Source organism: Echinicola soli (assembly GCF_006575665.1).
Taxonomy (GTDB): Bacteria; Bacteroidota; Bacteroidia; order Cytophagales; family Cyclobacteriaceae; genus Echinicola; species Echinicola soli.
Genome location: NZ_CP041253.1, coordinates 3254990 through 3268188, shown reverse-complemented (window position 1 = coordinate 3268188; position 13199 = coordinate 3254990). Strand labels below are relative to the sequence as shown.

At 45.0% G+C, this 13199-nt stretch carries 6 protein-coding genes; all 6 read right to left on the bottom strand.

Going from position 1 to position 13199, the window contains the following annotated elements:
- Window positions 1-63 precede the first annotated feature (63 nt).
- Window positions 64-1542: an IPT/TIG domain-containing protein gene (locus FKX85_RS12955; protein WP_141615127.1), complete on the bottom strand. Its 1479-nt coding sequence runs from the start codon at window positions 1540-1542 to the stop codon at window positions 64-66.
- A gap of 73 nt (window positions 1543-1615) precedes the next feature.
- Window positions 1616-2599: a DUF4973 domain-containing protein gene (locus FKX85_RS12950; RefSeq protein ID WP_141615126.1), complete on the bottom strand. Its 984-nt coding sequence runs from the start codon at window positions 2597-2599 to the stop codon at window positions 1616-1618.
- Between the two features lie 12 nt (window positions 2600-2611).
- Window positions 2612-4669 (bottom strand): RagB/SusD family nutrient uptake outer membrane protein, encoded by a 2058-nt coding sequence (locus FKX85_RS12945; RefSeq protein WP_141615125.1) that lies wholly within the window; start codon window positions 4667-4669, stop codon window positions 2612-2614.
- Window positions 4670-4680: 11 nt separating this feature from the next.
- Window positions 4681-8109, bottom strand: a complete 3429-nt coding sequence (locus FKX85_RS12940) for a SusC/RagA family TonB-linked outer membrane protein (RefSeq protein WP_229239618.1) — start codon at window positions 8107-8109, stop codon at window positions 4681-4683.
- Window positions 8110-8262: 153 nt separating this feature from the next.
- Window positions 8263-9285, bottom strand: a complete 1023-nt coding sequence (locus tag FKX85_RS12935) for a FecR family protein (protein ID WP_141615124.1) — start codon at window positions 9283-9285, stop codon at window positions 8263-8265.
- Window positions 9286-10245: 960 nt separating this feature from the next.
- A complete protein-coding gene (locus FKX85_RS12930; protein ID WP_141615123.1) occupies window positions 10246-12957 on the bottom strand; it encodes a DUF5695 domain-containing protein in 2712 nt (903 codons plus the stop codon).
- Window positions 12958-13199: the final 242 nt, after the last annotated feature.

Genomic DNA, 13199 nt, shown 5'->3' with positions numbered 1-13199 from the left:
AACTCTTTTTATGCTGTTCATTCTGTCGCTTTAGTAGGATTAGTTACTTAATATTAATTGATGTTATTCCTCTATTTTATCCTCTTCTTCTGGTTCCGCATCATCTGAATCCATTTCCTCAAGGGCTATTTTACGAATCCGGTGATTCATCTGGTCTCCAATGTAAAACGCCCCATCGCTATAGGCAATTCCGGAAGGCCTGTCAAAGCGCGCTTCCTCCCTTAAGTCACCATCTACATAGCCGTACGGGTCGGGGTTGATACTCGAACTCCCCCTGCCCGCAAAGGTCGTCACACTTCCTTGTGGAGTAAGCTTTCGAATGGCGTGGTTATACTGGTCAGTAAAATAAAAGTCATATTCATCAGGCTTACCTTCTCCTGCGTATTCCTCATTTTTTACAAATACCCCCTGGTAAGGATTTCTCATACGAACATCAGCGCCCACACCATCTTGATACCCGGGGCTTCTTAGCTGCCCGCATACCAGGTAGGGTTGGTTAAACTGTTCCTTTTCCCAATTATAATCCACACGGAGGATGTAATGCTGGTTGATGACCAAAATGTAGGCGTAGTTTCCGGATGGATGGATAAAGACTTTATATTCCCACTGGGGATCATGCACCACGAACAAGGTTTCATAATCCTTGTCTTCAAGTCCTTCGCTGAAATATTTATTCAAATCAAAGCGGAAAAACTGCCCTTTCTCATAACTGTTGAAGTACAATTCCCCATTCACCGGGTGGACTGATGCACCGTTACATTGCCTGTATCTGGTCAGTATTTCCCGATCCTGCCAATCTTTGTCCCGTGACAAACGGTAAGTCGCACGGTCATTTTCACCACCACGGTCTTCTGCGATGATCATGTATTGGCCATCATTGGTAAAATCAATACTCCGGGGCCGATCAAAATCCGAGCGTTTTTTGGTTACCGTGCTATCTTCCAAATCAATCAGATAGAGGCCATTATTAAAGTCAAATGTAACCCAAAGGTGCTTTGGATTAAGCGGATCAAATTTCATGAAAGAAGGTTCCCAAAAACCACTCGCCATATCATTTTGGTCTTCAGCTTTGAACTTTCCATCCTTCCAAGGTTCATCCCCGCGGTCATTTTTATACCCGACCAGGGTGGATACCACCATCTTACGCTGATAGTCAAAATACTTGTCTGAATCAGCGATTACCTGTATGTCAGCTCCTCCTACACGTACTTCAATGTCTCCATCAAATGCCTGCTTGGGCACCAGGCAGTAAAGTGACTCTCCTTTCACATTGATGACTTTTGCCTCTTTTCCTCCGATAAATACCGACACGATATCAGGATCTGTGCCGAAGTTCTGTCCATAGATCACAAGACGCTGTCCTGCCCCACCCGAACTGGGTGTAAAACCAGACACCACCACGGGCTTGGAAGGATCGAAAGGCGAAGATTCCATTTCTTCCTGATTGTCCATCTGACAACCGTAAAAGAGTCCACACACTATCGCCAATAGCAAATAAAGTGTACACAGTCCCCTTTTATTTCTTATTTTATTTAAACGCATAGTTTTAAAATTTTAAATTCACCATACTTTCTGGGGGTATCTCCCCATTTCAGTTGTATCGTTACTGTATTTTTCACCATTCTATCGCCTGATCTTCATCAGGAATCTGGGTATTTAATTGACGCTCCAGAATCAACGAACCTGAAACCTTATAATTGATATCCACATTGGGCACCATCGTATAATCTGAAAATTGATAATCGATATTATTAATGGTCAAATACCGGTGCAAGAGATAAGGCCGGATTTCATCCATCTGCTCGTTAATGGTATAACTGGCACTCTTGTTTACCTGAAACTTCATGTCTGGATTATCGGCATAGAAAGTGACTGCCCCCGTACTGTGGAAGGTCGCATAGACTTTGTAATTACGACGGTCCTGCCGATCTTCATCTATATTCCCGGCGTAGAAGAAAACGGTATTTTCATCGACCACATAGGCCCGAATATCCTCTTTTACTATTGGTGTTTCGTCTTCATAACCTTCCATGGTTGTCTTCAAAGCTGTACCGCTGTAGGTGCCCGAATAATCATTAAAGGGATGGATACGTAAGAGTGCTTTGCGATAGTATTTCCGTGGATTTGCTACGTAATTGTAGGATGGATCATCTTTGATCGTCAAAGGTAGCACCCACTTATCCACCATATCGATATCCTTTAATGAAAAATCGATGGCCATTAAGGAAGTATTCTCACCAGCTTTAATGTCCACAGTCGAAGGAATATCGTAATATTTACTATCCAATTCCCGGTAATAAAAATCTTCACGGTTTTGGAAATGCTCATAGTTCAATACCTCCAATGTATCGGAATCTACGGCGACGTGCACTGATCTATCCAGCGCATTGGTTCTGGACCCACTGACGATCAAAGGTTGTTGGAATGTCGTTTTTTCATCCTCCTTATATCGAATATAGATATCGCAGACCCCTTCGCTCGTCACGGGTGCCTTAAATGAAACAAAATTTTCAAATTGTTCTTCAGTCCACTCATCATTACATGAGCCGCAAATGATGAGCAGTGAGAGCAGAAGAACCGGTATAAGTGATTTATTCATGATGATGTCTGTTTAGTCGTTATAAGTCCATCCTGGATTCTGTGTAAGGCGGTTGTTCCTTTTGAGCTCGGTATGGCTAATCGGCCAAAACCACATCTTATCCGCAAAAGTGGTTTCAAGCGCCCATACGGCTACCGGTTGATGAAAAAGGTCACGTTCCTCTTCATTCATCAGGACATTGCAACCATACATAGGCAATGATTCTTCTACAGGAGCATCCATCCACCGGCGCAGGTCAAAATACCGCTGGCCTTCTGCCAAAAGCTCAATGAAACGCTCACGCTTCAGTCTTTTTCTTAATGCCTCCTTATCACTGTACACTGTGGCGGGATAATCTGGCACACCAGCACGGATGCGCACAGGGTGAACACCTCTTTGTATCTCCGCGATATTTCTTGTAATGGTGTAGTTGCCCCCATCCCAGGATGGAATGGTATGCGAACCGTCGAGTTCGTTCAGTGCTTCGGCGTACATCAGCAGAATATCAGCATAGCGAATGGCCGGCTCAGGTTTATAGACAATATTATCAATATCGCCACCTTCATAGGTGTCATTGGGGTGGACATATTTCTTTACGCCAAAACCTGTTCGTAGCCAGTACGCATTGGAAGAGTTAAAGCCGTTACCTTTAGGATTATCGCGATAGTAGAATACCTGCTGGTTACGGTTACGTTCCTGGGATTCATTCAGCAAAGACCAGAAGCTGCCATTGAAAGCCACTGATGCATAAAACCGGGGTTCGCGGTGGGCATACTGGAGCGACACACCGGGCATGAGCGGCCGGTATTTGCCCGCTTCATAATCGGCTTCACTTACGTAGCCACTTACACGCTCAGAACCATCCCCCCGGCCGATTTCCATATCCTTCCCCGGCACATCCGTGCCATCGTTCATATAGTAAGCGTCTATTACTTTTTGGGTAAGTCCATGGGTGTTCCAGCCGGTAGCGGACCGCGGCAATTGATGGGCAACCATCGCTCTGATACTTTCCCCATCCTGGTTATTGCCTCTGGTAAAAATCAACTCTGGATTTCCTGAAGGTGGCAAGGTGCCGTCAAACACCTGTGCATATGATTTGGCCGGATCAATATCCGCCCATCCACCTGGCCATGCTTTATCAGAAAAATTGTGATCATCCGGTGGTATTACCGTGGCATTGTCTCCTGTTTCCTGAAGTGGCACCGTATATAGCTCATATATCCCAAGTTCGATCACGTCCCTGGCAGCTGCAGCGGCCTTGGCCCATTTTTCTTCTTGATAGTCGGAAGAAAGCAGCCGGTTTCCCTGATCATCCACTAATCGTGCCGCATAACTTGAGGTATTTCCATTCGCCAGTGGACTGGCAGCATAGAGTAAAGCTTTGGCACGGGTAGCAAGTGCTGCACCGGGGGCAGGGCGGGCAGAACTCTCCTGGCCACGCGTCATCCCGTGCGCCGCCATCTCTTGGGCAGAAAGCAGCATTTCATTGCTAATAAACTCCGCACACTCCTCATAAGTACTTCTCGGAACGGCCAGGTCATCGTAACTTTTGGTGTAATCCAGTCCCTCATCGGGCAAAAGGGGAATGGGGCCGTATTTACGCAGCAGTATCCAGTACAGGTACGCCCTTGCAAACCGCGCTTGTCCCCTGTAATCTTCGATTTCTTCGGCAGACATCTCCGTGTTCATATAGATATTATGAATGAAAGTAGATGCATTACGGATGCCGCGGTAACATTGGGTCCAAGTGCCCTGCTTATCGTTTTCGGTATATTCCCCCATCTTGAACATATTATAGGAAAGTTCATTTTTGGATGGGTCATAATCACTGTCCCTGTCACCATAGTACATACCATCGGCAAAATTGTGAGGTGTAATCCCCTTGCTTGCCACATCGGCATTGATACCCCTTAGTTCCTCGAAGACATTGGCCAGCCATTCTTCAGAATAGACCTTACTCTGAAACACCTTTTCTTCCGTGAGACGGTCCTTGAAGTATTGGCTAGAATCCAGGTAATCATCATTACAAGAAGAAATCAGGCCTGTGCCGCACACAAGCAATAGAACAGTATATATTATTTTCTTATTCATCGCTTTACAGTTTACAGATTAACACTAATTCCAAGTGTAATAGATTTAGCAGGAGGATAATCTTCTCCTCTTGGCGTGGCCAACTCAGGATCCCAAAGTTTAAATTTCGACCAGGTAAACAAATTCGTTCCGATCACATACAAGCGGATATTGTCTGCTCTTATCAGCCTGGTGATGCTCCTTGGTAGACTATAGCCAATATCCACCGTCTTCAGCCGGAGATAGCGGCCATCTCGCAGCCAAAAGGTAGATTCCCTGAAGTTATTGGGGTTTTCACCGTAGCTTAAGCGTGGATATGAAGCATTGGGATCCTCGGTGGAAGGATCTTCTGATATATCAGCAGAGATCCAGCGGTTATCGCCCATCACACCTTTCATGACCTGTCCCCACTCTCCTTCACTAAATGCGTGAATGGTCTTTCCATAGGTAGAAAAAGTCGATTTACCGGCTCCTTGTAAGTGCACCCCAAGGCTGAATCCACGCCAATTGGCGGAAGCTCCCAATCCATAAATCAAGTTTGGTCTTCTGGTCGCGCCAATGGCCACGCGATCGCCATCGTTAATGACCCCATCACCGTTGACATCTTTATACTTTATATCGCCAGGTTGGTAAGTTCCAAAGGTCTGGGTAGGACTGTTGCGGATATCATCGTAGTCCTTAAAAAGTCCCAAAGCCACCAGGCCTTTGGACTGGCCTACACGGAAGCCTTCCTCGTTCTGATAAGGGTAAACGTTGTTCTCTTCGTCTTTTTCGACAATCTCGTTTTTGCTATAGGTGATATTACTTCTAGCAGTAAGCGTGACTTGGCCGATTTGCTGTATGAATTTAAAACGTCCATCCAAGCCACGGGACTTTACGATGCCCACATTGGCCCTTGGCGTGCTTTCCAATCCCACCATGTCAGGCAAAAACTCTCTTGCCATGTAAATCCCCGTACGCTTTTCATCAAAGAAATCAATGTTTGCCGTAATATGATTGGTCTCGATATCAAAGCCCAGGTTTTGCTTTGTGGCCACTTCCCAGGTTACATAGGGAGAGGCTACTTGCGAATACCTCATTCCTCCAAAATACCTATCAGAACCATAATCTGCCCACTGATAGCCACCAGCAGGACCTCCATCGTCATCAGTAATTGGTGAAATGGTGTATAAATAAGGGAATCGCTCTCCTCCCATTAACTGGTCATTACCGGCTTTTCCATAGGAATAGCGGATTTTGAACAAGTTCAGCCAGCCAATATTATCCTTCACAAAATCCTCTTCAGCAACATTCCATGCAAAAGAGACAGCAGGGAAAAAACCATATTGCTCTCCGGGAGCAAAGTTCTCTGAACCGGTATAACCGAAGTTAAAGTTGACAAAGTAGCGGTATTTCCAGTTATAGATCAGTCGTCCAGCCAGGGCTTGATTTCTCCTGGCGATGCCATTTTTGATGTCATCACCAAGATTAACTGTTTGCACATATGAATCACGGGTAAATCGCGCAGCACCTCCTACGTGATGATCTCCTATATCACGGTTATAATTGATCATCAGGTCATAGAATTCCAGTCTATTTCCAGTGGAACTACTGGACTGCTGCATTTCACTTGGATCGGAAATATGCGTAAATACCAAATCCCCGTTCACATCACGTGCACGGGCAGCTTGCCATTGTTCTGGCCATTTTCGACGTTGGATGTTATTGGTGTTTAGGATATCATAGCCCACGATCCCCCTTACACGAAGGCCCTCTGTGAGAAAACCCAAATCCTGCTCCACCGTAATATTGGTCTGTACCTTATTGACCCAGTTCTCGTTAAAACCGGTTTGTGTGGCCATTACCCAAGGATTGGTCTGATTGCCTGTTCCGATGGATGGTACATAGCCATTGGAATAGAGAACCGGCGTGCGGATGGGAGAATAACCAAATAGGGAGCCCCAAAAATCAACATCACCTAATCCTGGGCTGTTTCGTTTACTGAGTGAACCGGCAACGCCAATTTTCACCTCGGTGGTTTCAGTAAGGTTAAAATCAGCATTTAAACGGTAATTCCAGCGCTTATAATCTGCATTGGTATTGTAATCGTTCTTGAGTGATTCATCGATTTCATACATACCGCCTTCGTTAATATAACTGCCCGAGGCATAATACCGCGAAGTAGGCCCTCCTCCACTCATGTTTATATTGGCACGGTAGGTCATCGCACCATCTCTCAACAGTAGGTTTTTCCAGTCTACATTCGGGTATAGATCCGGATCCAATCCCAACCTCAAAATCTCCAATTCCTCAGGTTGGTAAATCGGCCCTTCATTTCGGGTAATCCGCGATTCGTTTAAAAGCCTAGCATAGGTTACCCCATCTTCAAACTCAGGTGTAATAGTCCGTGTATTGTAAATGAATTCATCCTTGAAATTCACATCTATTTTGCCCGCAGTGCCCCTTTTGGTGGTGATCAGTATCACACCATTGGCACCTCTAGAGCCATACATGGCCGTTTCAGCCGCATCCTTCAGTACCGTAATCGATTGGATATCTTCAATATTAAGTTCGTTTAAATCACGCTCAATATTATCCACCAACACCAGGGGACTAGTTCCCCCACCGAAAGTGGAAATCCCACGGATCCAAAATTCAGAGATGTTCTTCCCGGGTTGGCCCGACTGCATCATGCCCATAACTCCAGGGACATTTCCAGCAAGGGCATTTGACAAACTCGAAGTAGGGTTGGATTTCATGTCGTCCACATTCACAGTCGACACTGCACCGGTCAGTGATATCTTTTTCTGCTCGCCAAAGCCTACAACCACTACCTCTTCCAATGATTCCGCATTGACCAAAAGCACCACATCGATTTTAGACTGTGCACCGACTTCCACCTTATGGGATTCAAAACCGATATAGCTAAAGATCAACGTGGTACCTTCTGCCACATCAATGGAGTAGGTCCCATCTATGTCGGTAACAGTACCCCTGTTTGGTTCTCCTTCTATCAATACAGATGCTCCCGGAAGGGGTTCTCCTTCTTCGTCGGTGACGACACCGGTAACTTCCTTAAATATCTCGATGGCTGGACTGGGCAGTACCACACCTTTGTCCTTAATCTTCTTGACGCTGATGCTATTGTTGACCTGTCTGAATTCCAGGTTAAGGCTCAGCGCCATATCCTTTAGATGTTCTGCTACTGTTGCCTTTTTATTGGAAACATTGACCAGCTGTGTCTTATCGAGGTTCCTGTCAGTATAAAAGAAATGAAAGGCCGTGGTTTTCTCGATCTCATCCAAGGCCTGTTCTAAGGCTTTTTGACCACTGGAAAGCTGTATATACACTTCATCAATGCCCTTTACCTGGGCAGAGGAGTTTTCAGCCAGAACAGCGCTCATGGTCAAGGTCAGGAAAATAAAGCAGTAGCCTGCATATTTTGAGACCATAATAATTTTCTGGGTTAAATTTTGTTTCATATTTTGGGTATATCAATTGAACATAGGTTTTTGGGCAGCAGGAGTTCCAGTCCATAAGCTGCCGGATTCACGATGAGATTGATGCTTGTCCGGGCGTGTATTGCCATACATTCCCGGACTTTTTTTGTCTACTTTTTATTTCCATAGGCAAGGTTAGTTGGGGTGAAAGGTTAGGGTTACTTTTTTCTTGTTTATCTGGAAGTCAAACCCTATTGAATGTCCCAGGATATCCAGGACATTATCCAGGTATTCGTTCTTATCAAAAGTTCCAGAACACTGGAATTTACCGTCATACTTCCCATTTATGTAAATGGAGACATTGTACCACCGTTCCAGTGTGTTTACTACTTCATCGAATGAAACTCCATCAAAATGAAGAATGCCCTCTTTCCAGTAGAGAATCTCTTCGATGTTTACATTTTTCTTTTTAAAAGCGCCATTATGCTCATTGCTCACCGCGGCTTCACCGGGCTTCAGTTCCAGATGATCATCACTAGCTGCTTCTACAAGCACTTTCCCATGAGCAAGCGCCACTTCGGTCTCAGCCATATCTCCATATGCCTTAATGTTAAAGGCTGTCCCCAGTGCTGTCGTCCTTATTCCTCTGCTTTCTACTGAAAATGGGTGTTCCTTATCTGGGAAAACTTCGAAAAATGCCTCACCACGTAATTTTAATTGACGGTTAGTCGCAAAATCCGCGGGATATTCCAGTGAACTTTCTGAATTGAGGTACACGATAGTACCATCGGGCAGCTTGATTTTTGACTTTTGCCCAGCCGGGTTGGATTTGATTTCCATGACCACGGCTTCCTGCTTCAGCTTTCCTCCTCCATTTCCCCGGAAATACTCATACCCCAAGAGGCTCAATGATAAAAATATCACCAATCCAGCGGCAATTTTAAATCCCAATCCTGGCTGGCCTGAGGTCTTTTTGGCCTCTCTTTTAAAGGGTAAAGTACGATTTCCCCGTTTCTCCAAAATCTGTCTGAAATTCGCTTCTTTGTCAAAAGCTTCTCCTTTATCCCTGTCTGAAATGCCTTCTTCCCAGTGGGCTTCTAATCTCCCTGCTAAAAAGGCCTCCCCTTTCTTGGAGTAATACCATTCCAAAAATTCCTCAACTTCCTCTTGGGGCAATGTCCTATTATAAAATGCTTTAAGTTGTTTTTCTCTATCCATTTGTTTGGCGTTACAAACAGATATACCCTCAAACAGAGGCAAATACTCATGCGCAATGAAAAAAAGTTCAAAAAAATTAATTTTCCCTGAAAAAACGATTACTAATGAATAACCTGGGCTCTATATGATTTACTGTGTGTAAATTATCTTTGGACCTGTCCCTCTTTTTCGGATAGATCAGGGAAACGGTTTTGTACACGCCCTGAGCGAGACAGGCCTACGGCACAAAGAACCCCAGAGACAGCTTGATTTTACTAAGCTTTAATGCCTGGCAGCATTTGCCGGTACACCCATCTCACTACTTTAGCGGACAGAAGTGTCAGCAGTGATGCTCCGCTAGGAGCATTAGCTTGGTAACCAAAAGTGAATACAGGATCCTAACAGTGCCGTAGGTACTGACCACGGGACAAGCTGAAAAGTTGGGAGCATGAATCCCTTTATCTTAATATGATTTCATTTTTTGCCACAATGATTCTAAGACCCAAAGCTGTTTGTTTACCATGAAATCTGGAATCCGCCTACAAAACACTTCGTGTCTTGGCGACTTCGTGGCGACATACCAAATGAATATAAACCTTTCCCCGCCCACAGAAATATGGCTTGATCCCTGACCACCTACAAGGAAAGAATATGGGATTATCGACTGCATCAGGAGCATGAGTACTGAAATCAGCCGCCGCCTGTTTCTTCGATCTCCCTAGCACGCTACCGCTCAACTTAACCATAGTAGATCATAGAGAACCTTTCTTTTTAATCAATAGCCTATCTAAAAAAAAGATGGAACCTACCAAAATGGTCAACGTTCCGCGGCCAAAGTAAAATAGAAAAGGTGATCCTTACCTGTAAAAAGAGGGCAATGCTCTTAACTAAACGGCATTAGATTCCGAGTTAAAGAACAAAAAAGGAGAGAAACAGCTTCTCCCCCTTTTAACAAATAAATAAACCCCTAATAATCCAGTCTTATTCCACTACTAGCTCGAGCTGCCTTGTCGACTGTCCTTCCAAAGGCAATGTGATTCTACCATCTGCCGGTAAATGCTCATTCTCCAGCTGGTATCCTGCCGCTTCTACATTGATTTTTGCCACTGGGGTAAATTGGTTACCGGTAAAGCCGACAGTGATCGCTTTGGTTTCCTGATCATAGCTGACACTGGTAATTTCCCCAGCCCTAGTGGTAATCCAAGCCTTTACAGGAGCGATGAATACTGCATTTCTTGCGCCCGTGGTGAGGTTCAGCGTGACCACTTTACCGTCTTCCTCCACATTCCCCCCAAATCCAAGCCATCCAAACCGTTCATCTTCGTAAAGATAAGCACTCGTATTCACTGCATAGCCATAAAACCCGCTACCATAATCTCCCGAAAGAGGATCAATCTTTAGTGTATTGGGAAAAGAATGGAAGGCGGCAGGGCCAAATCCGTCTTTGGTGATATTGGACAACGCCCCCATCATGCCGGCATGGCCTACACGAAGCAGGTAGAGATCTTCTGGGTTATCACGATAGGCTTTGAGTACGGGGATCGCATTTAGGGCTGAGCCATAATGGTGCAATTGACGCTCAACACGACTGATTTTTCCGCCATAAAGAAAATCCCAATACCTTCGGGCGGAACCATTGTATCCCCAGTGAGGCACTGTTGGCATATACGCCAAAATAGCATTTAAGGTAACCTTGGCTTTATTATCAAAACCAAAATAATCTGACCACATGTACACTTCTTCCTGCCCAGTAGAATCCCAAGGCATCTCACTTCCAAATGGATAGGCCAGGGACTCCCAGATATCTGCCCGTTTTCTCATCACCTGCTCAAGCATAGCAGCTTTTGCTGTCCAACCTTCCACTTGGAGATCTTTGAGCAGGTAAACGAACACACTGCCTTCCATCTGACCGAATTGGGCATAGTGTGGTGCCTGCTCCACCATGGCCAGTGCGGTTTCATAGGCCTGATCCAAATACCAATCCCATTTTTCTTCATCCACCAATCCTTCGTATTCCTTTGCCAAACGGTACATCACCCAGTAGGCTGCTGTCACATGGGGATAGTTATATGACCTTCCTGTGGTGTAAGCATCTTTCTTGCTCCAAGCCGCCCAAGAATCATAATTGATGTCATCTCGATAAGTCCCTGCAGGCATGCTATCAGGCTCATAATAAAACAGACTCTTTCTTACACCGTATTTTCGATCTCCGGAAGCATACTGGATATCACCCCAAAGCGTCTGATGAACGAATTCCTCCAATTGGGCAATTTCTTGCGGATTGGGCGTTACAAGCTGTTTCATCATCGCCGCCAGCCATGAACCTGCGCCACCTTCGTCACTCAACCCTGCTATCCACGCCCTACTGTCCTGCAGGACCTTTTTCTTGTCTTCGTAATCATAAGAAATAACCGAAGGACTCCTGCCAAATAAATCATCCTCATCATCATACCATTGCTGATGGGTCAAAAAACTCCCCATATCGTCCAGTACATCTGATTCAGTTTTGATCACTTTGTATTGGACGGTCTGGACAGTGCCATCCTTGTATTCTACGGTAAGTCTTGCCCTGCCCCACTTTTCACCTTTTACCATAAAGGCATCCCAACTATCATCCTTGGCCAAGTGCTTTTCCAGTGACAGCGCACCTTCAGGAAATACGTCAATGGAGGCTATTTCTTTGGTATACTTCAGGAAAAGCTTTCCTTCCACATCCATCGGCAAAACATATCCCGGGATCCCCACCGCCACAGGACGCTGCTCCTCAATGAGCTTTTCCTCTATTGTCCTGACCTCATCGGTCAATACAAACTTCAGTCCTACATCCATCGATTCCCCTGGCTTCAGTATTTTGGAACCCGCCTTGTTCCAGGGTTTTACCCCTTGCCAATCTTCTTCTGCCAATGCCTTTGTATAAACCTGCCACTCATGAAATCCCTCAAATGTCACGCTCTTTGGTGTAGGATCGTCCAATAGCGGATTATATGCCTCGAATGGGGTCTCACCATATGGTGTCACCAAAAGCACCGGTCCATTTCCATCCAGTCTATTCACTTGCAGATAACCTGCATCCATCCCAATATACGGGTCAAAAAAAACCTTCTGGTGGTGGGCTTCTTCCAGGCTCTTATGGTGCAGGATATTATCAAAGATCATCGGTATGCCCAATCCCCCCACTTCCACTTCATCAGGTGATGTATTGGTAAGGGTAAATCGCAGCACTAGGGCCCCGTCCTTGCTGTCCCAAAACCTATAAACCTCCAATGGCATATCTTCGGGAAAAGTAGCGGACATATCCGCCGCTGCCAGCACCTCTCCTGTGCCTTTCAATCCTTCAATCGGCTTTCTCTTCGCAGCACTGGCATATTTCCGCCAATCCTGCTGGCCTGATTTTCTAAGTCTAATATTAAGATCGCCCAGCTGATAAAAATTATCCCCTCCCCTTTTCTCTAAATGCTCAAAAGGAGTAAAATCAAACGTGGAATCCTGCTTTGCGATGAGACTGGCCAAGGTCTGGGAGTCCTTGATCAGCCTTAGCTTAAATTCATCTGTTTCATAGCTTTCCATACCATTTTCAACCCCCAACGTTTGGGGTTGTTTTTCCATATGGTCCCAAATGGTCTGGGCATTGATCGATAAACTTCCTGAGAAAGTGCTGATTATAATGATGAGAATGGATATGTTTTTGAACATGGGTTAGGAATTTTTAACTGGTGTTTCAAACACTGCTTCAAACTTACATAATTTAACACCATCTTTATTCCACACTATTAGCCTGATATGATACCATTTTCACCGCAATTCGCATAACATAACGTCATTCCGATTCTTAAGGATAGTTTCCATGAAAAGAAAGTAGGGAAATCTATATTGATGCGATTCCTGCCCTTATTTTTAAGGAACTATTATTCATAAGACATCACTATGACAATTTA

Bases quoted from the DNA above. Each gene is read 5' to 3' on its own strand.
- FKX85_RS12935 (WP_141615124.1), bottom strand. From the start codon at position 9,285: ATGGATAGAGAAAAACAACTTAAAGCATTTTATAATAGGACATTGCCC.
- FKX85_RS12940 (WP_229239618.1), bottom strand. From the start codon at position 8,109: ATGAAACAAAATTTAACCCAGAAAATTATTATGGTCTCAAAATATGCA.
- FKX85_RS12945 (WP_141615125.1), bottom strand. From the start codon at position 4,669: ATGAATAAGAAAATAATATATACTGTTCTATTGCTTGTGTGCGGCACA.
- FKX85_RS12950 (WP_141615126.1), bottom strand. From the start codon at position 2,599: ATGAATAAATCACTTATACCGGTTCTTCTGCTCTCACTGCTCATCATT.
- FKX85_RS12955 (WP_141615127.1), bottom strand. From the start codon at position 1,542: ATGCGTTTAAATAAAATAAGAAATAAAAGGGGACTGTGTACACTTTAT.
- FKX85_RS12930 (WP_141615123.1), bottom strand. From the start codon at position 12,957: ATGTTCAAAAACATATCCATTCTCATCATTATAATCAGCACTTTCTCA.